The organism is Pseudomonas sp. NPDC087346 (assembly GCF_044744235.1).
Lineage (GTDB): Bacteria > Pseudomonadota > Gammaproteobacteria > Pseudomonadales > Pseudomonadaceae > Aquipseudomonas.
The window spans coordinates 63513-88062 of record NZ_JBIUXX010000010.1 but is presented as its reverse complement, the minus strand read 5'-3'; the positions used below and the strand labels follow the sequence as shown (position 1 = coordinate 88062).

At 58.6% G+C, this 24550-nt stretch carries 28 protein-coding genes; 10 read left to right on the top strand and 18 right to left on the bottom strand.

All coding sequences use genetic code 11. The annotated features are described in order from the left end of the window. Positions 1 to 5: 5 nt before the first annotated feature. From ACIOZM_RS08990 to ACIOZM_RS08975, 4 genes are all read right to left on the bottom strand, one after another. Positions 6 to 1223 carry a mandelate racemase/muconate lactonizing enzyme family protein gene (locus ACIOZM_RS08990; protein ID WP_401212210.1) on the bottom strand — a complete coding sequence of 406 codons (1218 nt, stop codon included), beginning with the start codon at positions 1221 to 1223 and terminating at the stop codon, positions 6 to 8. A gap of 1 nt (position 1224) precedes the next feature. Further along, on the bottom strand, positions 1225 to 2544 hold the full coding sequence (locus tag ACIOZM_RS08985; RefSeq protein WP_401212207.1) for a nitrate/nitrite transporter: 1320 nt from the start codon (positions 2542 to 2544) through the stop codon (positions 1225 to 1227). A gap of 82 nt (positions 2545 to 2626) precedes the next feature. Continuing rightward, the gene (aldA, locus tag ACIOZM_RS08980) at positions 2627 to 4051 is read right to left on the bottom strand and encodes an aldehyde dehydrogenase (protein ID WP_401212412.1); all 1425 of its coding nucleotides are present in this window, start codon (positions 4049 to 4051) and stop codon (positions 2627 to 2629) included. 233 nt (positions 4052 to 4284) lie between these two features. Next, positions 4285 to 5217 (bottom strand): LysR substrate-binding domain-containing protein, encoded by a 933-nt coding sequence (locus tag ACIOZM_RS08975; RefSeq protein WP_401212204.1) that lies wholly within the window; start codon positions 5215 to 5217, stop codon positions 4285 to 4287. A 185-nt stretch (positions 5218 to 5402) separates the two neighbouring features. Here ACIOZM_RS08975 and ACIOZM_RS08970 point away from each other — a divergent pair, with 185 nt between their 5' ends. Together ACIOZM_RS08970 and ACIOZM_RS08965 are read left to right on the top strand one after the other, a co-directional pair. Next, complete coding sequence (locus ACIOZM_RS08970; protein WP_401212201.1) at positions 5403 to 6581, top strand: hypothetical protein; 1179 nt, start codon at positions 5403 to 5405, stop codon at positions 6579 to 6581. Positions 6582 to 6802: 221 nt separating this feature from the next. Next, positions 6803 to 7678: a LysR substrate-binding domain-containing protein gene (locus ACIOZM_RS08965; RefSeq protein WP_401212198.1), complete on the top strand. Its 876-nt coding sequence runs from the start codon at positions 6803 to 6805 to the stop codon at positions 7676 to 7678. A 109-nt stretch (positions 7679 to 7787) separates the two neighbouring features. Here the strand turns inward: ACIOZM_RS08965 and ACIOZM_RS08960 are convergent, their stop codons facing one another. The 5 genes from ACIOZM_RS08960 to ACIOZM_RS08940 all read right to left on the bottom strand — a co-directional run bounded on the left by ACIOZM_RS08960 (position 7788) and on the right by ACIOZM_RS08940 (position 13753). Further along, on the bottom strand, positions 7788 to 9152 hold the full coding sequence (locus ACIOZM_RS08960) for an MFS transporter (RefSeq protein WP_401212194.1): 1365 nt from the start codon (positions 9150 to 9152) through the stop codon (positions 7788 to 7790). Between the two features lie 100 nt (positions 9153 to 9252). Then, the gene (locus ACIOZM_RS08955) at positions 9253 to 10686 is read right to left on the bottom strand and encodes an NAD-dependent succinate-semialdehyde dehydrogenase (RefSeq protein ID WP_401212191.1); all 1434 of its coding nucleotides are present in this window, start codon (positions 10684 to 10686) and stop codon (positions 9253 to 9255) included. After that, on the bottom strand, positions 10683 to 11717 hold the full coding sequence (locus ACIOZM_RS08950) for an aldo/keto reductase (protein WP_401212188.1): 1035 nt from the start codon (positions 11715 to 11717) through the stop codon (positions 10683 to 10685). The genes ACIOZM_RS08955 and ACIOZM_RS08950 overlap by 4 nt, the downstream gene beginning before the upstream one ends. 10 nt (positions 11718 to 11727) lie before the next feature. Further along, positions 11728 to 12240, bottom strand: a complete 513-nt coding sequence (gene fae / locus ACIOZM_RS08945; RefSeq protein ID WP_401212185.1) for a formaldehyde-activating enzyme — start codon at positions 12238 to 12240, stop codon at positions 11728 to 11730. Between the two features lie 307 nt (positions 12241 to 12547). After that, complete coding sequence (locus ACIOZM_RS08940) at positions 12548 to 13753, bottom strand: NAD(P)/FAD-dependent oxidoreductase (RefSeq protein ID WP_401212183.1); 1206 nt, start codon at positions 13751 to 13753, stop codon at positions 12548 to 12550. A gap of 244 nt (positions 13754 to 13997) precedes the next feature. Between ACIOZM_RS08940 and ACIOZM_RS08935 the strand changes: the two genes are divergently transcribed. Further along, on the top strand, positions 13998 to 14546 hold the full coding sequence (locus ACIOZM_RS08935) for an RrF2 family transcriptional regulator (protein ID WP_401212180.1): 549 nt from the start codon (positions 13998 to 14000) through the stop codon (positions 14544 to 14546). 73 nt (positions 14547 to 14619) lie between these two features. Here ACIOZM_RS08935 and ACIOZM_RS08930 read toward each other — a convergent pair whose 3' ends face one another. Beyond that, on the bottom strand, positions 14620 to 14955 hold the full coding sequence (locus tag ACIOZM_RS08930) for a hypothetical protein (RefSeq protein WP_401212177.1): 336 nt from the start codon (positions 14953 to 14955) through the stop codon (positions 14620 to 14622). Between the two features lie 185 nt (positions 14956 to 15140). Between ACIOZM_RS08930 and ACIOZM_RS08925 the strand changes: the two genes are divergently transcribed. After that, positions 15141 to 15380, top strand: a complete 240-nt coding sequence (locus tag ACIOZM_RS08925) for a hypothetical protein (RefSeq protein ID WP_008085812.1) — start codon at positions 15141 to 15143, stop codon at positions 15378 to 15380. A gap of 59 nt (positions 15381 to 15439) precedes the next feature. Here ACIOZM_RS08925 and ACIOZM_RS08920 read toward each other — a convergent pair whose 3' ends face one another. Next, positions 15440 to 15637 carry a DUF2188 domain-containing protein gene (locus ACIOZM_RS08920; protein WP_401212174.1) on the bottom strand — a complete coding sequence of 66 codons (198 nt, stop codon included), beginning with the start codon at positions 15635 to 15637 and terminating at the stop codon, positions 15440 to 15442. Between the two features lie 220 nt (positions 15638 to 15857). Here ACIOZM_RS08920 and ACIOZM_RS08915 point away from each other — a divergent pair, with 220 nt between their 5' ends. Further along, positions 15858 to 16220: an NUDIX hydrolase gene (locus ACIOZM_RS08915; protein ID WP_401212171.1), complete on the top strand. Its 363-nt coding sequence runs from the start codon at positions 15858 to 15860 to the stop codon at positions 16218 to 16220. Positions 16221 to 16224: 4 nt separating this feature from the next. Here ACIOZM_RS08915 and ACIOZM_RS08910 read toward each other — a convergent pair whose 3' ends face one another. The 3 genes from ACIOZM_RS08910 to ACIOZM_RS08900 form a co-directional block, all read right to left on the bottom strand. After that, positions 16225 to 16467 carry a DUF1652 domain-containing protein gene (locus ACIOZM_RS08910; RefSeq protein ID WP_401212168.1) on the bottom strand — a complete coding sequence of 81 codons (243 nt, stop codon included), beginning with the start codon at positions 16465 to 16467 and terminating at the stop codon, positions 16225 to 16227. A 112-nt stretch (positions 16468 to 16579) separates the two neighbouring features. Next, positions 16580 to 17479 (bottom strand): polysaccharide deacetylase family protein, encoded by a 900-nt coding sequence (locus tag ACIOZM_RS08905; RefSeq protein WP_401212166.1) that lies wholly within the window; start codon positions 17477 to 17479, stop codon positions 16580 to 16582. Positions 17480 to 17612: 133 nt separating this feature from the next. Then, a complete protein-coding gene (locus ACIOZM_RS08900) occupies positions 17613 to 18560 on the bottom strand; it encodes an ABC transporter substrate-binding protein (RefSeq protein ID WP_401212163.1) in 948 nt (315 codons plus the stop codon). A gap of 294 nt (positions 18561 to 18854) precedes the next feature. Here ACIOZM_RS08900 and ACIOZM_RS08895 point away from each other — a divergent pair, with 294 nt between their 5' ends. The 4 genes from ACIOZM_RS08895 (at position 18855) to ACIOZM_RS08880 (ending at position 22000) form a co-directional block, all read left to right on the top strand. Further along, positions 18855 to 19841 carry an aliphatic sulfonate ABC transporter substrate-binding protein gene (locus tag ACIOZM_RS08895; RefSeq protein ID WP_401212160.1) on the top strand — a complete coding sequence of 329 codons (987 nt, stop codon included), beginning with the start codon at positions 18855 to 18857 and terminating at the stop codon, positions 19839 to 19841. 61 nt (positions 19842 to 19902) lie between these two features. Next, positions 19903 to 20745, top strand: a complete 843-nt coding sequence (locus ACIOZM_RS08890) for an ABC transporter permease (protein WP_401212157.1) — start codon at positions 19903 to 19905, stop codon at positions 20743 to 20745. Positions 20746 to 20792: 47 nt separating this feature from the next. Beyond that, complete coding sequence (locus ACIOZM_RS08885; RefSeq protein ID WP_401212154.1) at positions 20793 to 21473, top strand: SOS response-associated peptidase; 681 nt, start codon at positions 20793 to 20795, stop codon at positions 21471 to 21473. Positions 21474 to 21727: 254 nt separating this feature from the next. Next, positions 21728 to 22000, top strand: a complete 273-nt coding sequence (locus tag ACIOZM_RS08880; RefSeq protein ID WP_401212151.1) for a hypothetical protein — start codon at positions 21728 to 21730, stop codon at positions 21998 to 22000. 48 nt (positions 22001 to 22048) lie between these two features. On the opposite strand, the gene ACIOZM_RS08875 is transcribed toward ACIOZM_RS08880, so the two are convergent. From ACIOZM_RS08875 to ACIOZM_RS08865, 3 genes are all read right to left on the bottom strand, one after another. Then, positions 22049 to 22204, bottom strand: coding sequence for a hypothetical protein (locus tag ACIOZM_RS08875; RefSeq protein ID WP_401212148.1), 156 nt, complete (start codon positions 22202 to 22204; stop codon positions 22049 to 22051). 64 nt (positions 22205 to 22268) lie between these two features. Next, positions 22269 to 22580 (bottom strand): AzlD domain-containing protein, encoded by a 312-nt coding sequence (locus ACIOZM_RS08870; protein WP_401212410.1) that lies wholly within the window; start codon positions 22578 to 22580, stop codon positions 22269 to 22271. Then, a complete protein-coding gene (locus ACIOZM_RS08865) occupies positions 22580 to 23278 on the bottom strand; it encodes an AzlC family ABC transporter permease (protein ID WP_401212145.1) in 699 nt (232 codons plus the stop codon). Before ACIOZM_RS08865 ends, ACIOZM_RS08870 begins: the two co-directional genes overlap by 1 nt. Positions 23279 to 23410: 132 nt before the next feature. On the opposite strand from ACIOZM_RS08865, the gene ACIOZM_RS08860 reads away from it, so the two are divergent. Beyond that, positions 23411 to 23794, top strand: a complete 384-nt coding sequence (locus tag ACIOZM_RS08860; protein WP_401212142.1) for a DUF2784 domain-containing protein — start codon at positions 23411 to 23413, stop codon at positions 23792 to 23794. Between the two features lie 21 nt (positions 23795 to 23815). Here ACIOZM_RS08860 and ACIOZM_RS08855 read toward each other — a convergent pair whose 3' ends face one another. Continuing rightward, positions 23816 to 24343 (bottom strand): DUF3087 family protein, encoded by a 528-nt coding sequence (locus tag ACIOZM_RS08855; protein WP_401212140.1) that lies wholly within the window; start codon positions 24341 to 24343, stop codon positions 23816 to 23818. Positions 24344 to 24550: the final 207 nt, after the last annotated feature.

The window sequence follows — 24550 nt, the reverse complement described above, 5'->3', positions numbered from 1 at the left end:
GTGTGTCAGCCTCTGGCTGGCGATGTGTCTTTGACGTCGGCCGGGGTCGCGGCCATTTGCAGGTGCAGACGCTCGCCGGTGTACGGCGAATGCTTGCGCACCACGTCCATGTTCAGTTCCACGCCCAGACCCGGCTCGGTGGACGGGATGATGTAGCCGTCCTCCCACTGCAACGGTTTGGTCAGGATTTCGGCATGGAAACCGCCCCAGGTCATGATGCTTTCCTGGATCAGGAAGTTCGGCGTGCAAGTCGCCAACTGAAAACTCGCAGCCGCACCAATCGGCCCGTTGTACAGATGCGGAGCGATTTGCGCGTAGTAGGCCTCGGCCATGCTGGCGATCTTCTTCGCTTCGAGCAGACCGCCGCAGCGCGCCACATTCATCTGCAAAATCGACGCGCCGCCAGCCTGCAACAGCTTGAAGAATTCGTACTTGGTGGTCAGTCGCTCGCCTGTGGCAATCGGGATACTGGTCTTCGCCGCGACTTGCGCCATGGCGTCTTCCTGCCCCGGCGGTACCGGCTCTTCGAACCACAGCGGATCGTATTTTTCCAGGCGTTTGGCCAGACGAATCGCCGACGACGGGACCATCTGCCCGTGCGTGCCGAACAGCAGATCGCACTTGTCGCCAACCGCTTCACGGATCTTGCGGCAGAAGGTTTCGCAGCGCTCCAGCACCTCCAGTGAAATCTGATGCCCGGAGTACGCGGTGTACGGGCCCGCCGGGTCGAACTTCACGGCGGTGAAGCCTTTGTTCATGTTCTCGATGGCGCACTCGGCGGCCAGATCCGGGTCGTCGTAGTCGTACTCGCCCTTGCTGTTGACCGGGTACAGATAGGTGTAGGAACGCAGGCGCTCGTTGACCTTGCCGCCGAGCAATTCGTAGACCGGTTTGTTCGCCGCTTTGCCGATGATGTCCCAGCAGGCCATCTCCAGACCGCTGACCACCCCCATCATGGTCAGGTCCGGGCGCTGGGTGAAACCGCTGGAATAGGCCTGACGGAAAAAGCGCTCGATGTGGTGCGGGTCCTGATTGAGCAGGTAGCGCTCGAACACATCTTCGATGATCGGCAACATGGCTTTCGGGCCGAAGGTCGCAGCGTAGATCTCACCCACGCCTTCGATGCCGCAATCGGTCTTGAGCTTGACGAACAGCCAGTACATGCCGCCGATGTGCGGTGGCGGTACGGCAACGATATGGGTTTCAAGGGCGACGATTTTCATCTCAGGCACCTGTCTTGTTCAGAAGTTTGCGATTGATTCGGGCGCGCAGGGTCACGGCAGCGAGAGTGCCGAGCAGACCGACGAAGGCGATGTAGCCGAAGTACAGCTTGTAGCCGAGAGCACCCGGATAGTGCTCGGTGAGGTAGCCGTTGATCAGCGGGATAAAGGCGTCCGGCATGTAGCCGACCACTGAGACGATGCCGATTGCCAGACCGGTGATGCGCAGCGGCACGTCGCAACTGTCGAGGATCGCCCAGTACAATCCGCGAATAGCGTAGGTCATCAGGCCGATGAAGATAACCGTGCCGATCAGCAGCCCCATGCTGTTCAGCGCCGGGAACACGATAAGACCGATCATCGCCAGCGATGCCAGCAGCAGCGCAACGATCAACACCGAAATGTTCGAGAACTTGTCACCGAGCCAGCCACCACCGATGCCGCCCACCGGACGCATCCACAGCTTGATGGTGGTGATGGTCCCGGCCATGACCGCCGTCAGACCGCCGCCTTGCAGGTAATCGGAGAAACTGTAGGTGGCCCAGAAGATGTGATAACCGCAGAACACGATAGCGGTGACCAGCCACAGCTCAGGGATTTTCACCAGCGTCGTCAGGTCGGCGAGCAGATTGAACCTGCCCTTCTCCACCGCTGGCGTGTCTTCCATCGACTTCGGGTCCTTGATCAGCACCAGCACGCAGCCGATGGCAATACAGGTGAAGGCGTAGAGATAAACCACATGCTTGAAGCCTTCGGCGGTGGACTCGCCACGGGTTTCGGTGGCGTAGGCAAACAGCCCCAGTGCGACCGTCGCCAGCAACGCTTCAACCAGCCCGCGACCGCCATCGAGAATGCCGAAGAACCGGCCCTGCTCGGTGTGATGAGCAATCATCTTCACCCGCTTGAGCACCGAGGCCCAGAAGGTCAAACCGGTAGTAAGGCCCCAGCAACCGAAGATGATCATCAGCCCGGTCATCGACGGCGAGGTTGAGTACCAAAGGCCCAGCACGCCGGTCGCGACCAGCGAAAAGAAGATCAGAAAACGCGGCGCGATGCGGTCGGCCAACCAGCCGCTAGGGAGATAACTGAGGAGGAAAATCGTGCCAAGCATCGAGTACAGATAGCCCAGTTCACTGTGGCTGATCTGAAAAACCTCAAGCATGGTGGTCTGATAGACCTGGCGCAGATAGAGAATCGGATAGATCGCACCGGCGGCGAGCACCAGCAACATCAATTGCAGATAGCGACTTCCCTTGTCGCTCTGGCTTTTCACAGCCGAACGGGAACCCTGAACAGCGGCAGCAGAGTTTGCATGCTTGGACATTGAAGTGACCTCGGGCAACCCGTGTACCGGGCGCCCCTGATAATTGTTTTTATAGGTGTCGCGTGAGGCGTGACGCGGTAGATCAGTACTTCATGACCACGAGACGGGTCTGGGTGAATTCGAGCATGCCGTGCTTGCCGTCATCGCCGCCCAGGCCCGAGCGCTTCCAGCCGGCGTGATAACCCTGATACGGATCGGCCGGGGTGCGATTGACGTACAACTCGCCGGCCTCGATGGCGTTGGCGACTTTCTGTGCGGTGCGGTAGTTCTCGGTGTACAGCACCGACGACAGACCGAACTGGTGGTCGTTGGCCATGGCCAGCGCTTCGTCGATGTCGCGGTACTTGAGCACCGGCAGCACCGGGCCGAAGATTTCTTCCTGGATGATTTCCATGTCCTGACGGCAGCCGCTGAGCAGCGTCGGCGGGTAGAAATGGCCGTTGCCTTCAGGGATAAAACCACCGCTTTCGAGGACTGCGCCGTCAGCAATCGCGCGCTCGACCATCGCGTGAATGTTCCGTTGCGAACTGGCGTTGACCAGCGGGCCCATAAGGCTGGCATTGGTGGCGCGGTCACCGAATTTAACCTGGGCGATTTTCGCTTTGAGCAGAGCGAGGAATTGTTCGTAGACACTTTCCTCTACGTAAACCCGCTCCACCGCCGTGCACAACTGGCCGCAGTGAGTAGTCTTGGAGGCGATGATCGCCGTGGCGGCAGCTTCCAGATCAGCATCGGCTTCGATGATCGCCGGGGTCTTGCCGCCCAGTTCCAGCGACGGCTTGGCGATGTTGGCCTTGCAGTAGTCGAGGACGATGCGCCCGGCATTGACGCTGCCGGTCAGGGTAATCAAGCCCACGGCTTTATGCGTGCACACCGCAGCGGCGGTAGCGTGGTCCATGGTCAGGATGTTGATCACCCCTTCCGGCATGCCCGATTGCTGCACCGCTTTGGCGATTTCCAGCGCCGAGATCGGCGTGTTGTTGCTCGGACGCACCACCACGGTGTTGCCGGCAATCAGCGCCGGAGCGACTTTGCGCAGTAAGGTGTAAACCGGGTAGTTGAACGGGATCAGGCAGGCGACGACGCCGATTGGCTCGCGGTGCAGGAACAGGTTTTCGTCGGGGCTGTCGCTGGGAATGATCTCGCCTTCGATACGGCGCGCCCATTCGGCGTGATAACGGGTGATCTGCGCGGCGTAACGCGCTTCGTTGCTGGCATCGCTGAGGCTTTTGCCGGATTCGGCAGCCAGCGCGGCACCGATATCTTCGGCGCACCGCTCAAGGGCATCGGCAAATGCCCGCAGGTGTTCCGCGCGTTCGATGCTGGTGAGTTTGCCCCAGACCTTTTGCGCCTTCGCTGCGGCATCGACTGCCGATGTGGCTTCTTCGGCGGTAGCGGCCGACACATGGCCGAGCAACGCTTCAGTGGCCGGGTTGTACACCGCGATCAATGCCGCGCTGGCCGGCTCGATGAATTGGCCATTTACAAAATTTCGCTCGATTCGCATGTGCATCGCCCATCGTTTGTTTTTATCAATGCCACCAGTCTTGTCATCGACGGCGGGTTGAACAAACGATTAAAAGGGCGGCGTAACATTCGAAAAATGCAGGTTACCCCCAAGAACAGCAAAATCCCCCTGTAGGAGTGAGCCTGCTCGCGATAGCATTTTTCCAGTGATAGATGTGTGACGGACACACCGCTATCGCGAGCAGGCTCACTCCTACAAGGGAATTGGGGGTGTCAGGTGGCGGCGGTCGACGGCTCCAGCTGGCGCTGCGCCAACCAGATTTCATCCTGCAACCACTGACTGAACGCCTGCAATTGCGGCATCTGCGTCTGTTCCGGCCGGGTCACCAGCCAGTACGACTGATGCCCCTCGACATGCACGTTGAGCACTTGCGTCAGCAGCCCGCTGGCCAGTTCCGGGGCGACCATGTGCCAGTCGGCAATGGTGATCCCGAGCCCGTCGATGGCCGCACGAATCGCCAGGTCGAGCAGATCGAACTCATAACCGCCCTGCGTATCGACACCCGTGATCCGCGCCGCATCGAGCCAGTGCTTCCAGGTCAGGTAACGTTGATCTTCCTTCGCCAGCACATGCAGCAACGTCAGACGATTGAGATCCATGCCCTGCTCGCCGCCCTCGCGGGCAAACAGCGTCGGTGCGCAAACGGCGATGTGCCGTTCCTGAATCAGCAGCGAACTGTCGAGCCCGTCCCACTCGCCGTCGCCAAAACGAATCGCACAATCCAGGGTGCTGGTTTCCGCCAGGCTGTCCTGCAAACGCGTGGTGATGCTCAGTTCGAGTTCCGGATATTGCTCGCGCAAACGCCCGAGTCGCGGCATCAGCCAACGGTTGGTGAAGGTCGGCGGCGCATTGATGTGCAGGCGATTGGAATGGGTTTTCTGTTGAATGCTGCGCACGGTCAGCTCGATCTTGTCGAACGACTGGTGCAAGGCACGCAGCAGAATGCGCCCGGCGCCGGTCAATTCCAGATGGTGATGGCGGCGCTCCAGCAGGCTTTCACCGAGCTGTTCTTCCAACTGCCGAACCTGACGACTGACCGCACTCTGGGTCACGTTGAGCAACTCGGCGGCGCGGGTGAAGCTGCCGGTGCTGCCAGCCACTTCGAATGCTTTGAGCGCATTCAGGCCGGGCATTTTGCGTTTCATACAAGGCACTCGAAAACCACTGACAAGGCGCGCAGCATCCCACGACTTTGCCGGACTGTCCTACGGGATTTTCCGAGTAACATGCATTCGACGCAGGTTTATTCGCACTTTTTATCGTTTGTTCAACCTCTCGCTGATCGCAAGACTGGCCGGCATCTCTAATAAAAATAACCGAGAGCCGCTCCATGCCCTTCCCTGCTTCGTTACGCCTGCGCACGACGTCCATCGCTCTGCTCTGCACCTTTGCCGCTCCGGCGATGGCCGTGCAAGTCACCGACAATCTCGATCTTGGCGGCGCCATTCGTGCGCGCTGGGACGTGGACCCGGATCGCGATATTCAGAAGTTTGGCCTCGACACGGTATTCCTCAGCGCCAAATACAATTCCGACAGCTGGATCGGCGAAGCGCAGTACCGTTTTTACGGTCGCTCCTATCCCTACCAGTACACCAAGAACTATGGCGATATCCGCTTCGCCAAATTCGCCTGGGCCGGCTACAAGTTCAATCCCGAGCAACAGATTCAGGTGGGTCTGAACACGGTGCCGTTCGGCTTGCAGCCGTACTTCGGCAGCACCTTCTATGAAACCCTGGGCAACGTCATCGGCCTCGAAGATGTGCAGCAGGTCGGCGCCAAATACATTCAGCAAAGTGGCGACTGGAACATTCAGGCCGGTTACTACCTGCGCCCGGCGTGGCAAGGCAAAGGCACCAGCAATGGCGTCACTTACTCCAGTGTGGTGTCCGAAGCCGACAGCTATGTGGCCGATGGCAGCGACAATCAGGAACGCAACACCGTGGTGCTGCGAGTGGCCAAAGCAATGGACCTGGGGCCATGGAAATCTGAAGTCGGCGTCTCCGGTCTGACGTCGAGCATTCAGAACAGAGACACCAACAATGACGGCCGCCGCAATGCCGTGGCCGTGCACTATTTGGGCAAGAACGGCCCGTGGGGTGTGCAGTTGCAGGCGGCACGCCAGCAGATGTCGCCGCGCAATCCCGGCAGCGACGAAGTAGTGACGCTCGGCGGTTACGACGGCACCTATAATGTCGCCAGTCGCGGCAATCTGTACGTGGCCGATCTGAGCTATGACGTGGGTGGCAAATACCTGTTCGACCAGATCAGCGGCATCAAGCTGTACGCCAACTACAGCGCATTCGACAAGTCCGCCAGCGGCTTCAAGACCTCGGAGCGGATGATCCTCGGCAGCTCGTTTTCAGTGAGCAAGTTGTGGGTGGCGACCGAGTGGTTGTTTGGCAGAAACGACCCGTATATCGGTGGCAGCAATTACACCCAGAGCCTGGGCGCGGGTGGGCTGGATCAGTGGGAAAACCAGTTGTATGTGAACGTTGGGTATTACTTCTGATCTGGTATTTGCTGCGCTGCTGAATGCGTCTTCGCGAGCAAGCTCGCTCCCACAGGTTTTGTGATCACCACAAATCCAGTGTGTGCGGGCTTGCCCGCGATGGCGTCGGTCCAAACAACACTTGCATCCGCCCACCACCAATAGTCAGATAGGCCCTTCAAATAAAACCTACAAAAAAATCATAAGGCCGAGCCATGGGTTCGGTCCGGAGTTCCGCCTCCATGCGTCAACTGCCCTCGCTCAACACCCTGCGCGTATTCGAAGAAGTCGCCCGCCATCGCAGTTTCAGCCAGGCCGCATTGGGCCTGAATGTCACGCAAGGCGCGGTCAGCCGACAGATCAAACAACTTGAAGATTATCTCGGGGTCGCGCTGTTCGTGCGCACCCCGCAAGGCTTGTCACTGACCGAAGCTGGCAGCAACCTCAAACCGCATCTGGCCGAAGCGTTCGATCATATGGAGCGCGCCCTGCAAGCCGTGCGCGTACCCAATCTGCGCCAGCGCCTGCGGGTCCTTGCGCCGCCGACCTGGGCGACTCGCTGGTTGTCACCGCACCTGCGTGCGTTCTGCCAGCGCTATCCGGACATCAGCCTCAGCGTCACCAATCACACCGACCACGACAGCTTTGCGGAGATCGACTGCCATATCCGCTTCGGCCTCGCGGCGGCCACGCATTGCGTGAGCCAATTGCTGGTGATGGAACGACACATTGCGGTGGCCAGCCCTGAACTGTTCAACGGTGATCAGGCGCCGGATCTGCGCGAGAGTTCGCTGCTGCATATCCTCCACGACGGCAAGCGATTGAGAGTCTGGGAAAACTGGCTGGCGGCCATGGGGCGGGATGATGTCGACGCCGGACAAGGGCTGGAATTCAGCACGCTGGATCAGGTGATTCACACCGCGCTGGCCGGTGGTGGCGTGGCAGTGATTGATCGGCAGATGATCGAGAAGGAATTGGCCAACGGCAGCTTGCTGCCGATCACCCCGATTGAGGTGATCGGTCCATATGGTTACTGGCTGGACGTGGCCAACGACAAGCAGGGACTGTCGAAAGTGAAGCTGTTCACCGATTGGCTGAGCCTGGTGAGCAATCCCTGAAACACCTTGTCCCCTGTAGGAGCTGCCGAAGGCTGCGATCTTTTGATCTTGTTTTTCAGGATCAAAAGATCGCGGCCTTCGGCAGCTCCCACAGGGACCGATGGGGGTCTTAGATTGGGGCGGCCACTTTGACCGCCGCAACCACCGAGCCTTCCACCGGACTCTGCGCCTTGCACGCCTGACTCAATGTCAGCGACTTGGTCTCCGGCGCCCACGCCCACGACAGCCATGCGCCAATCGCAAGAATCGCCGCGAGGATGCCCATGGTCGGGCTCAGGCCAATACCCGCCACACTCACCGGCAGCAGAAAAGTGCTGACCGCCGAGCCCAGACGACTGACCGCCGTCGCCAGACCAATGCCGCTGGCGCGCACTTCCGTCGGGAAGCTCTCTGCCGGGAACACTCCGACCAGATTACTCACCGCTGACAACACCAGCGTGAACAAGCCAAACACCAACACCATCAGCCACGCCGCACTGCTCGGCAACACCGCCAGCAGGAACAGCGCCACCGCCAGAATGATGAACGAGTTGATCAAGAACCCACGGCGGCTGAATTTGACCGTGCACCAGATGCCGATCAACGCCCCGAGGATCAGCAACAGATTGAGCATCAGCTCAGTGCCAAAACCTTCGGCCAGGCCCATCTTCTGCAGGATCGACGGCAGAAAGGTGTAGATCGCAAAGTACGGCATGACGATGCACACGAAGAACAGACAGTTGAACGCCGTGCGTTTGCGGTACTCGCGACTGAACAGCACCGCGTAGCCCGAGCGGGTTTCCGTGGAGCGGGTTTCATCGAGCTCGACGTTATCGCCCAGGTGCTTTTTGACGATGGCGCGTGCTTCCGCCACACGGCCCTGATTGACCAGCCAGCGCGGTGATTCCGGCGTGCCGATGCGCGCAATCAGAATCAACGCCGCCGGGATCGCCGACGACGCCAGCATCCAGCGCCAGGCATCGTCGCCGAGGTTGAGCATCGCGGTGCCGACGAAGGTTGCGGCGACATAACCAAAGGTCCAGATCACGCTGAAAGAACCGAGCAGCACGCCCCGGTGTTTCTTCGGCGAGAACTCGGCGAGCATTGCGTGACCGACACTGAAATCACCGCCCAGACCAATCCCGATCAACACTCGGCAGAGGAACAGACTCATGGCGCTTTCGACGTAAAACTGCATCACCGAGGCGATGGTGATTAGCACGAAGCTGACGAGGAAAATCTTCTGCCGGCCGACCTTGTCCGAGATCCAGCCGAAAAACAGACTGCCGAGAAACAGCCCGATCAGCGCCGACGCACCAATCAGCCCCTGCCAAAATGCATCGAGGTGCATCTGCGGGCTGAGCAAGGTGAAGGCGATACCGATCAGGCCGAGAATGTAGCCGTCGGTGAAATGCGCGCCGAAGGTCAGACCGGCGATCTTGATGTGAAACCGGCCAATGGGCAGGTCATCGATTTTTACGGGTTGAGCGGACATGTTCGTCTCCAGTTTTTGTTATTGACGGAGAAACCGATAGCTCTTGCTTCTGCTGTTGCAGGAGTGAGCACGCTCACTCCTGCAGGGGTTCTGCGGTGGGCTACAGGCCGCCCATCAACAGGTATTTGATTTCCAGATAGTCATCCAGACCGTACTTCGAACCTTCGCGCCCAAGGCCCGATTCCTTGATGCCTCCAAACGGCGCGACCTCGGTAGAAATGATCCCTTCATTGATCCCGACCATCCCCGCTTCCAGCCCTTCGGCCATGCGCCAGACCCGACCGATGTCACGGCTGTAGAAATACGCCGAGAGCCCGAACGGAGTGTCGTTGGCCCGCGCCAGCACTTCGGCTTCGTCCTTGAAGCGGAAGCATGCAGCGACCGGGCCGAAGGTTTCTTCCTGGGCTATCAACATCTCGCCGTTGACCTCGGTGAGGATCGTCGGCTGATAAAACGTGCCGCCGAGGGCATGCCGACGGCCGCCGCACAACAGCGTTGCGCCCTTCTCCAAGGCATCGCTGACGTGGGATTCGACTTTCGCCAGCGCAGCGTTGTTGATCAACGGCCCTTGCTCGGTGTCACCGTCCAGCGCGCTGCCAACGCGCATCGCGGCAACGGCTTCGGCGAGTTTGCCGGTGAAAGCTTCGTAGACGCTGTCTTGAATGAAGAAGCGATTGACGCAGACGCAGGTCTGCCCGGTGTTGCGGAATTTCGAGGCCATCGCGCCTTTGACGGCGGCATCCAGATCAGCATCGTCGAAGACAATGAACGGAGCGTTGCCACCGAGTTCCAGCGAAACTTTTTTCAAGGTCTCGGCCGCCTGACGCATCAGCAATTTGCCGGTTCGGGTGGAGCCGGTGAACGACAGCTTGCGCACTACACTCGACGCTTGCAGCGCACCGCCGATGGCCACCGCATCCCCGGAAACGATGTTGAAAACGCCAGACGGAATCCCGGCTTGCTCAGCCAATACCGCCAGGGCAAACGCTGACAGCGGCGTTTCTTCCGACGGTTTGAGAATCATCGTGCAACCGGCTGCCAGTGCCGGACCGACCTTGCGCGTGACCATCGCCAGCGGGAAGTTCCACGGCGTGATCGCAGCGACCACACCGATGGCTTCTTTGGTCACGATGATCCGCGCATCAGCCTTGTGGCTCGGAATCACGTCGCCATAAGCGCGCTTGGCTTCCTCACCGAACCACTCCAGAAAACTCGCGGCATACACCACTTCGCCCATCGCCTCGGCCAGCGGTTTGCCCTGCTCACGACTGAGCAGCGTGGCCAGATCCTTCTGGTTGGCGAGCATCAGTTCGCTCCAGCGTTTGAGCCGCTGGCTGCGCTCCTTGGCGGTGAGTTTGCGCCACGCCGGCAACGCACGGTCGGCGGCTTCGATAGCCGCGTTGGTTTCTTCGGCGCCAGCCTTTTGCACGTCGGCAATCAGCTCGCCATTGGCCGGGTTGCGCACCGGATAAGTCGCGCCGCCCTTGCCCCACTGGCCGTCGATGAAGTTGCCGTGACGGATTAAATCGCTCATGCCACAGCCCCTTGCAAAATGAAGCGCTCAAGGCCCGGACGCGCCGAACGCAGGATGCGTTTGCCGGCGGTGTAATCGTTGATCACGTCGCACGGGGTGTAGTTGCGTTCCAGTTCGTGCAGCTCATCGGCATCGAATTTAGTGTCGAGTGCCGCGAGCGCGCTGTCGAATTGCGCCGTGGTGTCGGCGCCGACCAGCATGCAATCAACGCCCGGATGATTGGCCACCCAGGCCTGGGCGATCTGCGCATTCGACACGCCACGGGCACGCGCCACACGCTGCACCGAATGGGCGATTTCGAACGAGGCTTCGTCGCTGTACATCTGCTGCGTGAAGAAGTCGGTCTGGTTGCGGGTCGACTGCACATCGCCGGTCAGCAGGCCTCGGGCCAACGGACTGAACACCGACACGCCAATGCCCTGATCCCGGCAGAACGGGATCATCTCGCGCTCTTCTTCGCGGTAGGCGCAGTTCAGTTGCAGTTGCATGTTGATCGGCTTGACCCAACCGTTGCGCTCGCAGGCCATGAGGATCTTCGCCAGTTGCCCGGTGAGCATGGTCGAGACACCGATATAACGGGCCTTGCCGGAGCGCACGATGTCATTCATGGCACTCATGGTTTCTTCGACCGGGGTGTTCACATCGAAGTAATGCAGCATGAAAACATCGACGTAATCCATGTCCAGACGCTTCAGCGACGCATCGATGCTGTCCATGATGTGCTTGCGCGAATGGCCGCTGGCGTTGATGCCGTTGCGGGTGCCGTAGCCAACCTTGGTGGTAATTACCAGGTCTTCACGGCAAGCCAGACGCTTGACGATACGCCCGACCACTTCTTCGCCGACACCCGCGGAATAGAAGTCGGCGAGGTCGATGAAGTTCACGCCGTTGTCCAGCGCGTGCGCGACGATGGGCTCGCTCTGTTTCTCATTGAAGATCCACGGTTTCCAGTCCGGGGTGCCCATGTTCATGGTGCCCAGGCACAGGCGGGAAACTTGCAGGCCGGAGTTGCCCAATCGGATGTATTGCATGCTGTGGACCTCAGGCTTTCGGCGTGTAAAAAGGGTTGCTGATGTGGTTGACCACATCGGCCAGTTGCGCGGTTTGCGGTTTGCCGGTCAGGGCGGCGCGGATCGCCGTGCGGCAGGCGTTGTAGTTGTTCAGGTAAACCGCATCGAGGTCATCGCAGGCCGGGTTGACCCAGTTGGCGGTGACGATTGCCCATTCATCTTCGGCTTCGGCTGGCAGCGTGCCGTCGAGCAGTGCTTCGAGCACAGCCTTGGCAATCCCGGCCTGGGACGCGCCCCATGTGGCGTTGCCGTGCAGGTCACTGCTGATCGCAGCCTTGTTCACATACAGAGTCATCGGTTTGACCGGGATGTTCGGCTGCGCAATCACCATGAACGGGCAATGGCCCTGGCTCGGCGACGCCAGACTGTTGGCGAACGCCTGCCCTGCCGGACCGTTGCGCGGGCCGATGAGAATATTGATGTGCGCAGCGTTCACGCCCGGGCCTTCGAAACCTTCACCGATGTACAGGTCGAGTTCTTTCATCAGTCATTACTCTTTGCGATACGAGGGATTTTTGGGTGATCGACAGCTCACGCAGGTCGTGTGACCGGCGGGATCAATAGCGCGGATTCGAGGGTGCGGCAGGAGAATGGGGACATGGCTGCAAACGCTCTCTGGTTGTTATTGATGAGCTGTGTTTGCGATTTTTTAACACCGGGCAACGACTTGGCCGTAACCATAAAAAGTCATAGGGCCATGAGCTTTTCTCATGCCCCTGGCAGCTGCCGCCGAACAAAAAAAATCCCGCTCAGGATCACCTGAGCGGGATTTGTGGTTCGCAACCTGCGCTTTACGCGACCACAGGAATCATCGGGTCTGCGGCAGCCAAGGCACTGACGCGATCAGCCGCAGGCGGGTAAATCCACTGGGTGTTGATCTGGGTCTTCAGCGTCTTGCCTTCCTGCTTGACCAGCTTCACCTGACGATCCCAGCCCTCGGTGTACACCGCACCCCAGGCGCCAAGGTCGAGACACGTCACGTATTTCGGCTGGCTGTAAGGCGTCGGATCAACCCCCAGAAGCTGCGCCGCAACGTTGTTGCCGGCATGCCGTCCCAGGGAAATCGCGTGCTGGCAGGTCATCAGCGCGTAGTTGCCGATGGCGTCGGAAGCGGCGTAGGCCACGTCACCGGTGGCGAAGATGTCGTCCTGACCGATGACTTTCAGGTTTGCATCAACGTGCAGGCGACCTTGAGCATCACGCTCGGCGGGGATCTGTTCGGTCAGTGAGCTGGCGCGCACGCCAGTGGTCCAGATAACGGTTTTCGCATCGATGTGCTGACCGTCCGACAGCGTCACGCCGCTTGCATCGACTGCTGCCACCGATACACCGAGACGCCATTCAACGCCCAGTTGTTCGCTGGCTTCGACAATCGAGTGGCTGATTTCTTCGCCCATCGAGGCGCCGATTTTCTGCCCGCGATCAACGATGATCACCTTGATGTCGGCCTGCTCACCAAGGATTTCCCGCAGGCGTCCCGGCATTTCAGTGGCTGTTTCAATCCCGGTGAAACCGCCGCCCGCCACCACTACCGTATTGCGAGCCTGGGTTTCAGGCTGATCGACCAGCGCTTTCAAATGTTTTTCCAGGCGGATCGCCGACTCGATGCGGTCAACGTCAAAAGCATGCTGCGCCACGCCCGGGGTGTTCGGCAGCGCCAGACCACTGCCGGTCGCCAGCACCAGTTTGTCGAAGTGCAGCACCTGCGTCTCGCCGGAAGCATCGGTGTAAGCCACGGTTTTTTGCTGCACGTCGATGGTCTCGGCAGCCCCTTTGATGAAGTTAACGCCGACTACTTCGAACAGTTCGCCCAGCGGCGCAGCCAGTTGATGCGCGTTCGGCTCGTAGAAACGTGGACGCACGCGCAGCTCGGCCTGAGGCGCCAGAACACTGACTTCAACGTTGTCACGACCATGAATCTCGGCCAGACGCGTGGCGCTCAACGCGCTCCACATACCGCCAAAACCCGCGCCGATTACCAGAATGTGCTGTTTCATTGTTGTCTCCGGGAGAGAAAATCACTGGACTTGAATTCGATAACGGCGACTGTATTGGTCGGATATAAAATCAACAAGTCAGATAGTTCGATGTTTATGATCGAACCTGTCGATTTATAAATTGGATAGCTATCTCGAAAAACGCCAATTCACTGGGCCTTACAAGCTAAAGCGCAAACCTTTGAAGATTGCCGACCCATCACTCACCTGCTAACATTGGCGACAAATCAAGTCGGAGATAACGATGTCCTTGTACAGTGCAGGAGTCGAGTACGGCATCCACTGCCTGGTGTTCCTGGTCGGTAACGGCGGCGACAGTCGCGAAGCGAGCGTGCGCGACCTCGCGGAACTGCAGGGCGTGCCGCTGGACTATCTGGCGAAGATCTTCACCAAACTGGCCAAAGGCAAACTGGTGGTTTCCACTGAAGGCGTGCGCGGCGGATTTCGTCTGTCACGGCCGGCGGATGAAATCACCCTGCTCGATATCGTCAACGCCATCGACGGGCGCAAGAATATTTTCGAATGCCGGGACATTCGCGGACGTTGCGCATTATTCGACGGCAACCCGCCAGACTGGGCGCTGGAAGGCACCTGCTCGATTCACGGGGCGATGATGACTGCGCAAAAGCGCATGGAAGAAGCCCTCGCCCAGCAAACCATTCTCGATATCGCGAGAAAGGTCGGGCGCAAGGCGCCTGCTGAGTTCGGGGCAAAACTGGAAGACTGGATGCAGGATCGACGGGAGAAAAAAGGCAACGTCAGCTCGATCCCGCTCACCGATATTTCAGACTGATCGCAGCCGTATTTCAGGCAAAAAAAAGCAGAAACCGTGGTTTCTGCTTTTTTGTGGACGCCTTGAAAAGCCTTCAGAGGCAATCACGCACCGCTTTGCGCAACGACCCGGACTTGGCCCACGGCGGTCCTTGATAGAGCGAAACCCGGCTGCCGTCCTTGTACTTCACGACATCGAGAATCTCGTCAGCAGTGATGATGCTCGGCGCGGTGATGCGGTAACCGTTGGAAATCGACGTCTGCGTGGTCTTGGAAACGTCCTGCTGCCACAACGGCAACAAACAGGCGGCGTAGTCCTTAGGGATTTTGGTGCTGGTCTTGCTGAGATTTGGCTCACCCGGCACCAACGACGACGGCAATGAACAACCCGCCAGCATTGCCAACGCCAACCCCCCGATCCATATCCGCATGGTGTTTCCCTGATCTGAAAAAAAGCGAATGTAGCCTGTAACCGCAGACACATCCATCGTGGCTCCGTGCCTTTGGCCAATATTGGACAAACTTTTACATCCGTTCAGCCGAAGACTGACGAGATGCGTCCCGCCGCAAAAAAATCCGGCTACTATTTTGTACCGAGAATGTTCCGGAGGTGATCATGCGGCTCAATGAATACGAACACGAACTTCAGCGCGACCTGCAAAGTGTCGCATCGGACCTGAGATGGTCAGCGGTCGACCTTAAACGCATCGCCGAGCAACTGCGCAAGTCCGGCAATGAAGCGGACGCACAAACGGTACTCAGATCCTGTGAAGTGCTGCAAAGCGACGAAGAACGCCTGCAACTGTATGCCAAGGAAGTGAAGGCGCGGGCAATCAGCCGAACGAAAGTCCATTGAATCTGCGCTGACCCGTAACAAAAAGCCCCGGATTCCCCGGGGCTTTTGCGTTACGCCGATCAACTCGATCTGTGACTTCGCTTGCCTGGCGAGCGACTCCTGTAACCAGGCAACGCAGCCGCATAGGCCAACGCCTCTTCTTTGCTGGCAAAAGACGCCAGTCTGTCGCCTTGGGTGCAAACCCGCCACGGGCCATGGTTTACGCTGAGTACGTCATAGCCATTCATGTGCATTTTATTCAGCATCGGAATGCTCATGGATACCTCCTGTTTGCTGGCACTCATTCAGCTTTACGCTTTTACCTTACACCCAGTGTCCGCACGTGTGCCGACCAGACGTCGCGCCAATCAATGCCGGGGCCTTGGCACTTTTCTTTAAGCCCAGCGCTCAAAAAACCTGCGGAACCTTTAAATCGGGCCCCGGCTCGAATATTGCAGTTTTATTACTTATTTGTGACACGCAATAAACAGGTAACAGATGAAAGTACGCGCAACCGTAATTTGCGAACAGGACCGGCATGTGTTGCTGGTGCGCAAACCCAGATGTCGCTGGACATTACCGGGCGGCAAGGTCGAGCCTGGGGAAACCAAAGTGGGAGCCGCCGCGCGGGAGTTGCAGGAAGAGACAGGGCTGGACGCCGAGGACCTGCTGTACTTGATGGAACTGCAAAGCGGCGCCACACGCCATCATGTTTACGAAGCTTCGGTACTGAACATCGACCAGGCACGTCCGCAAAACGAAATCGCCGAGTGCATCTGGCATCCACTGGATGCAGTGCAGAATCTGAATGCCAGTGATGCGACGCTACGTATCGTCCAGGCATTCAAGCGCAGGCTGTAAGGGTTTACCCGGCGAATGCCCGGCGCCCGGCGCTCATTTCTGTGCGCAATTCGCCAATGAAATTGGATATGTCACGAATGGTGACCAGATGTTCGAGGGATACGCCATTCAGTAAAAGGTCCACTCGCCCGCTGTCCGCCTCATAGACCTTGATCTGCAAATGACCCTGCGCGGTGATGGTGCAGTTGCAGTTCAACGGCGAAAAGCCGGATTCAATGATCCGGCAGATCTCGGTAATGGCAACCATAGGCGAACGCCTCGCAGGCGATAAGTCGGGGATCGACCGGTAGAGCATAGATGAGCTTTTCGCACCCCGCGCCTGACAGAATCGACGAAAATGCCAACCAGCTCACACATTTTCAGTGCGCGTCGTGGTCCCAGATCCAGTTCCACATGCCTGGCAGGTGCACCGAATCCCCGCTTTTTTGCACGGTACGCGCCATTGCGGCTCGCAGCAGCGCGTCGTGATCGTCATAAAACGGTTTGTCCGCCAGCCGCACGCCAGTGGCCGCCGCGCTATCGACCAGAATCTGCAAATACTCGCGAGCGTGGCGGGCGGAATAACGGTTTAGATCGTGGAACGTCACCACGACTGGAATCACCCCGTCGACCGTCGGCAATTCACCCCGGGCGATCTGCTCACGCACTTCCGACAACTGCCGCAACATGTTTGCCCGGCGTCGCGGGCTGCCATTGAAACCCCAGATTTTGCCGTCGTTGGCGCTCAAGTCGGTGAGCAAAATGTGCATGCCATGTTGCTGATAAGCGGCGAAGGTGCGTTTGTCGTAGTTCCAGAACGGTGGACGCACCAGCGTTGGCGCCGCACCGGTGATCGCTTTGATGTCTGCCACGCCGTTGCTCAGCGATTGCTCCAGTTCTTGCGGATCAAGCGAACGGTGGTTGGTGTGCCAGTGGGTTGCCGTGTGGAAACCCAAAATATGCCCTTCGTCATGCTCGCGATGCATGATTTGCCGGCCGATATCGCTGTTGCCGGCTCTCGGCGCACGGGTCTGTACAAAGAACACCGCTTTGATGTGCGGTTGCAGCGGATTATCCGCGAGGCTGTCGAGTACGGTGGCGCTCGGATTCCAGAAACTGGAAGCGCTAGGACCGTCGTCGAATGTCAGCAGAAACCGCACCGGCGCCTGCGCCTTGAGCTGCGCTTGGGTCTGTGCAGTCATTTCGATGGGCGCTGCGATGCAGCCGACCAGCCCGAAGGCGATAGCGGCCGCAGAGAAAAGCTTGAACCAGGATTTCATGTTTTGCCTTGAGCCCGACCACTGCGGTCATGTTGTCGATTGGCAAAACTCCCTCGCCTGTGTTTCCTCCCTGCGGCCCGCGTGTGCGAGCCGAGGTTGGATAAGGTTACACAGGGTTTGGTTCAAATGCTGCTCAGTGCGTCAGAACCTGCTGAAAGGAGGTGTCGATAATACTTGCGGTGGCTAGCGGAGCCGGCAGCGCTTTGACCTTGAATAGAAAATCCGCCGTGCTCTGCAAGTCCGCCGCTGCTTGCTGATCGACCGGCCCCACCGTCATATGCGCCTGGCGCAACCAGTGTCGCGAAACCTCTTGATCCAGATTGGCTTTCTTCGCCCACAGATCGGCGTACTCATCGGTGTGGCTGTCGACCCAGGCGCGGGCCTGCTTCAGGCGTCCGAGAAAATCGGCAATTGCCTCGCGCTTAGTGTCGATTGACGGCGTAGACGCCGCAATGGCGCTGAGCCCCGGCATCAGGTTCTTCGCAGTCAGAATGGGCCGCGCTCCGGAAAACACGATTTGTTGGGAGATGTACGGTTCCCACACCGGGAACGCATCGATGCTGCCTTGCGGTAGCGCGGCTGCCGCATCAATCGGCATCAGTTTGACGAAGTCGACGTAATCCTCCGGCAGACCGCCCTGCTCCAGCGCCCGCAAGGTCAATTGCTGACTCCAGGCGCCCGGCCAGTAGGCGACTTTTTTGCCTTTTAGATCCGCGATGGTTTTGACTGGCGAATCCTTCGGCACCAGCAAGGCGATGGTGTCCGGGTTCTGTCGCGACACGCCGATCAGTTTCACCGGCGCTTGTTTTGCCGCAAGAAACAGGAAACCCGAATCGCCGAGAAAACCCAGATCCAGCGATCCGGTTTGCAGCGCTTGAGCCAGCGGAGCGGCAGCCTGGAAGTGTTTCCAGTCGACAGTGTAAGGCGCGTCTTTCAGGACGCCGGAAGCCTCCACCGAAGCGCGAATGTTGTAGTAGTTCTGATCACCGACATGCAGGACCAAAGGCTCGGCGCCGTAAGAAAGCGGTGCGGCGAACAGTGCAGCGGTCAGCGCAGTGCGTAGGAAACGAGAAAGCTTCATGGCGGGTCCTGCAAAAGGGATTTGCATAGACCATAACGCTCTGAATGTGCTGATTTTAAATTCGATTAATGCATAAGCTCATCACCACCAATTCGCGTTGTCTCTCCAGCAACAGTCGCTTATCAGACTGTTCCTACAGCAACACCCAAAAATCCGAAAACATTGGCAACCTCCAATAAATACGGGGCCTCAAAGCACATGGCACAGAGCCTGCAATATTCCATTCATGCAGGACGCAGCCGATAAAAATATCTTTTTGGAAATAACCAACAGTGCCGTTGCCGGAGCGCCGCAATGAAATCGATCTTCCATTTTTCACGTTTCAAAACGCTGTTGGTTGCCAGCGCGATCGCCCTGAGCCTGCAACCCATTGCTCACGCCGCTGAAACCGTTCCGGCCGAAGTGCATCTGGATTACGCCTACTATTCGCCCGTCAGTCTGGTACTCAAGCACTTCGGTTTCCTCGAAAAAGCCCTGCCGCAAACCAAAGTCAGTTGGGTGCTGAGCCAGGGCAGCAACCGTTCGCTGGAGTACCTCAACAGCGGCGGCGTCGATTTCGCTTCCAGCGCCAGCCTCGCGGCGGTGCTCAGCCGTGCCAACGGCAGCCCGATAAAATCGGTCTACGTCTACAGCCGTGCCGAATGGACTGCGCTGGTGGTGCGCAAAGACTCACCGTACAAAACCATTGCCGACCTCAAGGGCAAGAAAATCGCCGCCACCAAAGGCACCGATCCTTATCTATTCACCCTGCGCAGCCTGCAACAGGCCGGATTGAAAAAGGACGATGTGGAACTGGTGCATTTGCAGCATCCGGACGGCCGCACCGCGCTGGAAAAAGGTGATGTCGACGCCTGGGCCGGGCTCGATCCGCACATGGCCGCCAGTCAAGTACAAGCCGGTTCGCGCCTGCTGTATCGCAATCCGGCCTTCAACAGTTATGGCGTGGTCAGCGTTACCGAGCAGTACGCCAAAGAGCATCCGCAAACCATCGACACCGTGATCAAGGCCTACGAACAGGCGCGTGAATGGGCGCTGAAGAATCCCGACGAGTTCGCCGCCCTGCTCGCCCAAGAGTCAGGTTTGCCGCTGGACGTGGCCAAGCTGCAACTGTCGCGCACCGATCTGAGCAGCCCGCAATTGACTGCCAACGACGTACTCGCGTCGAAGGCTGCGGCGCCGATTCTGGTCTCGGAAGAACTGGTACGACGCGGGGTGAATGTCGATCAGGTCATCGATCAATTGCTCGACAGCGGTGTGCAGCAAGCCGTCGCCCGCCAGTAACTGATAAGGCTCACGACCAATCCGCGCCCGACGCGGATTGGTCGTGAGCGGAGCCAAAATCATGAGCAGTCAAAGCAAAACCTTGTCCGCGCCTCTCGCTGTGCCGAGATCGCGCCGTTCTTTCATCAACCCTGCATGGCAGCGACGCTTGAAAGGCCTGGCCCTGCCATTGGCAATCGTGATCGCGCTGGAAATAATCGTACGCGTCGGCTGGTTGCCGTCCTACCAGATGCCCGCGCCGAGCGAGATCGCTGTGACCCTTACCGACCTCGCCGAGGGCGCGCTGTGGAAACACATCGCCGCCAGTTTGATACGTGTGCTGCTCGGTTTCGCCATCGGCGCCGGTCTGGCGTTGGTGTTCGCCGCATGGGTCGGTTTGAGCCGTGAGGCTGAGGCTTATCTGGAACCGACCTTCGCCGCGCTGCGGGCCATTCCGAGTCTGGCCTGGGTGCCGCTGTTGCTACTGTGGCTGGGGATCGACGAGACCTCGAAAATCGTCCTGATCGCCATCGGCGCGTTCTTTCCGGTGTACGTCAATGTCGTCGCGGCGATCCGTAATATTGATCGCAAACTGGTGGAGGTCGGCCGCATCTATGGCTTCAGTCGCTTGCAACTGGTGCACCGGATTCTGCTGCCGGCCGCCCTGCCCGGGCTGTTCACCGGATTGCGCAGCGGCATGAGCCTGGCGTGGATGTTTCTGGTGGCCGCCGAACTGATCGCCGCGACCAAGGGCCTGGGTTATCTGCTCAGTGACGGTCGCGAAACCTCACGACCGGACATTGTGCTGGCAGCAATTATCGTGCTCGCCTTGCTCGGGAAACTCAGCGATGGCCTGCTCGCGATTGTGGAGCGCCGCTCACTGGCGTGGCGCGATACGTTCACCGGTCAGGGCAGTCAGGATTGAGCTAAAAGTTGCGACTAAGCTGAACCTGTCCAGATGGAGGTTCGGCCATGTGCGGAAGACTCTCGCAATACCGCGGCATCCACGATTTTGTCGCGGTGCTAAGCATTCCCGATGCGCTGATCAACCACGTCGGCGACGCGCCACTGGCTCGTTATAACGCCGCGCCGACCACCTCGCTGGCGATCCTTCATCAGCAGCAACAGCAACTGCACGCGCAAAACCTGCGCTGGGGCTGGCGACCGCATTGGGCCAAGGACCGCGCCGCGCCGATCAATGCTCGAGTCGAAAAGGTTGCCCATGGGGCGTTCTTTCGGGCGATCTGGCGTCATCGGCTGATTGTGCCCATCGACAACTGGTTTGAATGGGTCGATACGCCGGACAACGGACGCCAACCCTGGCTGATTCGACGAGCGGATCGCTCGGCAGTTTTCTGCGCCGCCATCGGCCAATTTCCCACAGCCGAAACACCAGAGCGCGAAGACGATGGCTTCGTGATCATCACCGCCGACAGCGTCGGCGGCATGCTCGATATCCATGATCGGCGCCCGGTGGTTCTGTCCGCAGAGCTGGCCCGCGAATGGCTCGACCCCGGCACGCCCGCCGAACGTGCCGAGCAAATGCTGCTGTTCGAAGGCGAAGGCAGTGAAGTGTTTGAGTGGTACAGGGTCGACAAAGCGGTGGGCAATGCACGCAATCAGGGCCCCGGACTGATTGCCGAGATGCCCTAAAAATCTGCCGGCCCCGCACGTTCAATCAAAGTTGAAGCGCAATATTTACAGACATTGTTTCAATCTTGAAACATTGCTCACTGCACACTCGGCTGAGCAAACTAACCGCTTGTCTGACTCTTGAAGAGCGTTAGATACAATTCGTAATACTACGGATAGCATGCGCGCCGCATTTCCGTTTGGCATACCAGTTGACCAAAGAGTCAACAAACCAGGAATCCACTACAACTTTACAAGCCTTGCAGAGAACTAAGTTGCGCGACGATTTTGCAATCAAACAGGCCAACGGCCTGGAGTGTATTTATCTGTCCATGACAGAACGCTTTCAACTCGACTGTTTTATCGGCCACTACATCAAGACTCGAAACCTGCGCTCAATCCCCGATATTGATCGGATCTTGCGCACGACCCTTGACGGGTATCCCGGCCATGCGCCGGTGATGGTCAACGAGCTAAACGCCTGGATCGACAAGACCTTGGGCTACCGGGCTTCCCACCCCGATTTCCCGAAGCTGGAAGACCTCTGAAACAACAAAAAGCCCCGCATCAAGCGGGGCTTTTTCGTATTCAGATGATCAACGTTTCAGATCAGGGGTTGAAAGCTCTTTGCCATCATCGTGTTTCCACGTTTGTTCTTTGCGCCTCTCACGCTCGATTTCTTCTTCAGTGGGTTCATCCACATCTTCTTCCAGCTCTTCATTCACATCTGGATGCGTCGGCTCGTTCGCCATGTCCACCTCGCCGTTATAAAGGAAACCTGATCCTTAGAGCGTAGAACAGTTTTGCGCCAGCAACTTACAGCCACCAACGCAACAGAAAGAAGAACGCCATGCTCAACAGCATGCTAACCAAGGTACTACGGGTGTAAATCACCAGCCCAATCGCCACCAGCGAACTAAGCAGGTACGGATTATCCCACTGCAAATTCAGTTGTTTGTCCGGCATGAATACGATGGGCCCGCAGATCGCGGTCAACATTCCCGGCACCGCAAAGCCGAGAAACTGCCGGGCATTGCTGCTCAGGCGCACCGGCAAGCGTGGTTCGAGAAACACATAGCGGTTGAGAAACACCAACAGCCCCATGCCGAAAATTACTGCCCAGACCATCATGTGCGCCCCCGATACAGCTTGTTGCAGATAAACCCGGCAGTCATCCCGGCCAGCCCCGAAAGCACCAGCGCCGAGCCCCACTGCCAATAACTGAACAGCACCGAGCAGAACAGCGACACCGCCACGCAGACCACGGTCGGCACATTGCGCACCACGGGGGTGATCAGCGCGATAAACGTCGCGGCAATCGAGAAGTCCAGGCCAAGATGTTCGAGCCCCGGGATACTGCTGCCCAAAACGATGCCAGCGAGGGTGAACAGGTTCCACGCAACGTAGAACGTCAGCCCGACGCCCAAGGCGTACCAGCGATTGAACTGCTGCCGGTCGTGCTGGCTGGTCAGGGCAAACAGTTCATCGGTCAGCAGAAAACCGAGCCCGATGCGCCAGCGACCGGGCAACGGCGAAATCACCGAACGCATGCTCATTCCGTACAGCAGGTGCTGCGAAGTCAGCAGCACGGTGGTCAGCAGAATCGAAAAAATTCCGGCGCCACCCTTGAGCATGCCGATTGCCACCAGTTGCGCGGCACCGGCAAACACGATGCTCGACAGACCCTGCCCTTGCAGCGGGGTGAGATTGGCTTCAATCGCCATGGAGCCGGCCAGCAGCCCCCAAGGAGCGGTCGCCAGAGATAACGGCATGATCGCCGCAGCGCCGCGCAAAAACGCACTGCGCGGCATTAGTGAGTCAGACATATCGCTCTTCAACCGTGGGAATGACCACAGACTGTGCCAGCAAACACCCCGCGCTGGCTTGAATAATCTTGCGCAATTGCACCGGCCGGCGGCGTACCATAACGCCATTCGCAAACGCGTCAGGGAGACGACATGCTTTATCGAATTGCCGCCGACGGGCTGGTGCTGTTTCATTTGCTGTTCATTTTGTTCGTGCTGTTCGGCGGGCTGTTGGTGCTGAAATGGCCACGGATCATGTGGCTGCACCTGCCAGCGGCGGCCTGGGGCGTGGCGGTCGAGGTGTTGCACCTGACCTGTCCGCTGACGTATTGGGAAAACCTGATGCGCCACGCCGCCGGACAAACCGAGTACGCCGGTGGCTTCATCGAGCATTACATCTGGCCGATCATCTACCCCGCGGGACTGACTCCGCAGATTCAACTGGCGCTGGGCAGCGTGGTGCTGGCGGTCAACTTGCTGGTGTATGGCCGCTGCCTGCGCCTGTGGAAGCTGCGGCGCAACGCTTCACACCCGTAAGTCTCGGCAGCCGTAATGATCTTAGCGCGGCGTTTGCTTCAGCGCTTCCAGCCATGCCGGATCGAGTCGGGTTTGCTGAGTGTCCAGGCCCAGCGCCTGCATCCGCTCTTTCAGCTGCTCGACTTCCCGGTGCAACTGCGCATGATCGCTGGAGTTGCCGTCCAGCTCATGCATCTGGGTCAATCCCAGATGATAGAAACGCAAGACTTTCATTGCCGTCGGATCGTCTTTCTCCACCTCCGCAGTCACTTGATGCATCACATTAGTGACGCTCATCAGATTACGCTTGAGCCGCCAGCTATAAACCGCAGGTGCCATCCAGCTCTGATTCCAGAATCGTCCGCGCAACAGCCCCGCCGTCAACAGCAACGCCGCAAACACGCCGCCGACATTGAAGCGCAGATTGTCGCCGCCGGGCTCGCCAAACAGCGCAACCGCCGCCGTCGAAAACAGCATGGCCAACACCAGGAACAGCACTGCGATGATGATCGTGCTGCGTCGGGTCTCCCGGCGAAAGGTGACGGCGTCCATCGGCTGAATCTCGAACATTACTCGGGGCTTCCTTGGGCTATGGGAAAAAACAGGCCGGCGCATTATCGCATCGAGGGGGGATTTAGCTATGCTGGGGTCCCTTTTCATCTTTTTATCGTTCAACGGAGACATGGCGGGACCAAGCAGATCGTGCCATCTTCATTCATGGATACATATTATTCGGATGCCATTTGCCTGCTGTTGGAATGACATCGTTTTAAGGAT

Coding starts and splice junctions, on each gene's coding strand:
- ACIOZM_RS08855 (WP_401212140.1), bottom strand. CDS start 24,343: ATGTTCGAGATTCAGCCGATGGACGCCGTCACCTTTCGCCGGGAGACC.
- ACIOZM_RS08930 (WP_401212177.1), bottom strand. CDS start 14,955: ATGCGGATATGGATCGGGGGGTTGGCGTTGGCAATGCTGGCGGGTTGT.
- ACIOZM_RS08910 (WP_401212168.1), bottom strand. CDS start 16,467: ATGGTTGCCATTACCGAGATCTGCCGGATCATTGAATCCGGCTTTTCG.
- ACIOZM_RS08875 (WP_401212148.1), bottom strand. CDS start 22,204: ATGGCGAACGAGCCGACGCATCCAGATGTGAATGAAGAGCTGGAAGAA.
- ACIOZM_RS08955 (WP_401212191.1), bottom strand. CDS start 10,686: ATGAGCGATTTAATCCGTCACGGCAACTTCATCGACGGCCAGTGGGGC.
- ACIOZM_RS08885 (WP_401212154.1), top strand. CDS start 20,793: ATGTGCGGAAGACTCTCGCAATACCGCGGCATCCACGATTTTGTCGCG.
- ACIOZM_RS08900 (WP_401212163.1), bottom strand. CDS start 18,560: ATGAAGCTTTCTCGTTTCCTACGCACTGCGCTGACCGCTGCACTGTTC.
- ACIOZM_RS08970 (WP_401212201.1), top strand. CDS start 5,403: ATGCCCTTCCCTGCTTCGTTACGCCTGCGCACGACGTCCATCGCTCTG.
- ACIOZM_RS08985 (WP_401212207.1), bottom strand. CDS start 2,544: ATGTCCAAGCATGCAAACTCTGCTGCCGCTGTTCAGGGTTCCCGTTCG.
- ACIOZM_RS08950 (WP_401212188.1), bottom strand. CDS start 11,717: ATGCAATACATCCGATTGGGCAACTCCGGCCTGCAAGTTTCCCGCCTG.
- ACIOZM_RS08940 (WP_401212183.1), bottom strand. CDS start 13,753: ATGAAACAGCACATTCTGGTAATCGGCGCGGGTTTTGGCGGTATGTGG.
- ACIOZM_RS08905 (WP_401212166.1), bottom strand. CDS start 17,479: ATGAAATCCTGGTTCAAGCTTTTCTCTGCGGCCGCTATCGCCTTCGGG.
- ACIOZM_RS08865 (WP_401212145.1), bottom strand. CDS start 23,278: ATGTCTGACTCACTAATGCCGCGCAGTGCGTTTTTGCGCGGCGCTGCG.
- ACIOZM_RS08925 (WP_008085812.1), top strand. CDS start 15,141: ATGCGGCTCAATGAATACGAACACGAACTTCAGCGCGACCTGCAAAGT.
- ACIOZM_RS08960 (WP_401212194.1), bottom strand. CDS start 9,152: ATGTCCGCTCAACCCGTAAAAATCGATGACCTGCCCATTGGCCGGTTT.
- ACIOZM_RS08935 (WP_401212180.1), top strand. CDS start 13,998: ATGTCCTTGTACAGTGCAGGAGTCGAGTACGGCATCCACTGCCTGGTG.
- ACIOZM_RS08990 (WP_401212210.1), bottom strand. CDS start 1,223: ATGAAAATCGTCGCCCTTGAAACCCATATCGTTGCCGTACCGCCACCG.
- ACIOZM_RS08920 (WP_401212174.1), bottom strand. CDS start 15,637: ATGAGCATTCCGATGCTGAATAAAATGCACATGAATGGCTATGACGTA.
- ACIOZM_RS08975 (WP_401212204.1), bottom strand. CDS start 5,217: ATGAAACGCAAAATGCCCGGCCTGAATGCGCTCAAAGCATTCGAAGTG.
- fae (WP_401212185.1), bottom strand. CDS start 12,240: ATGAAAGAACTCGACCTGTACATCGGTGAAGGTTTCGAAGGCCCGGGC.
- ACIOZM_RS08870 (WP_401212410.1), bottom strand. CDS start 22,580: ATGGTCTGGGCAGTAATTTTCGGCATGGGGCTGTTGGTGTTTCTCAAC.
- ACIOZM_RS08965 (WP_401212198.1), top strand. CDS start 6,803: ATGCGTCAACTGCCCTCGCTCAACACCCTGCGCGTATTCGAAGAAGTC.
- ACIOZM_RS08860 (WP_401212142.1), top strand. CDS start 23,411: ATGCTTTATCGAATTGCCGCCGACGGGCTGGTGCTGTTTCATTTGCTG.
- aldA (WP_401212412.1), bottom strand. CDS start 4,051: ATGCGAATCGAGCGAAATTTTGTAAATGGCCAATTCATCGAGCCGGCC.
- ACIOZM_RS08890 (WP_401212157.1), top strand. CDS start 19,903: ATGAGCAGTCAAAGCAAAACCTTGTCCGCGCCTCTCGCTGTGCCGAGA.
- ACIOZM_RS08915 (WP_401212171.1), top strand. CDS start 15,858: ATGAAAGTACGCGCAACCGTAATTTGCGAACAGGACCGGCATGTGTTG.
- ACIOZM_RS08895 (WP_401212160.1), top strand. CDS start 18,855: ATGAAATCGATCTTCCATTTTTCACGTTTCAAAACGCTGTTGGTTGCC.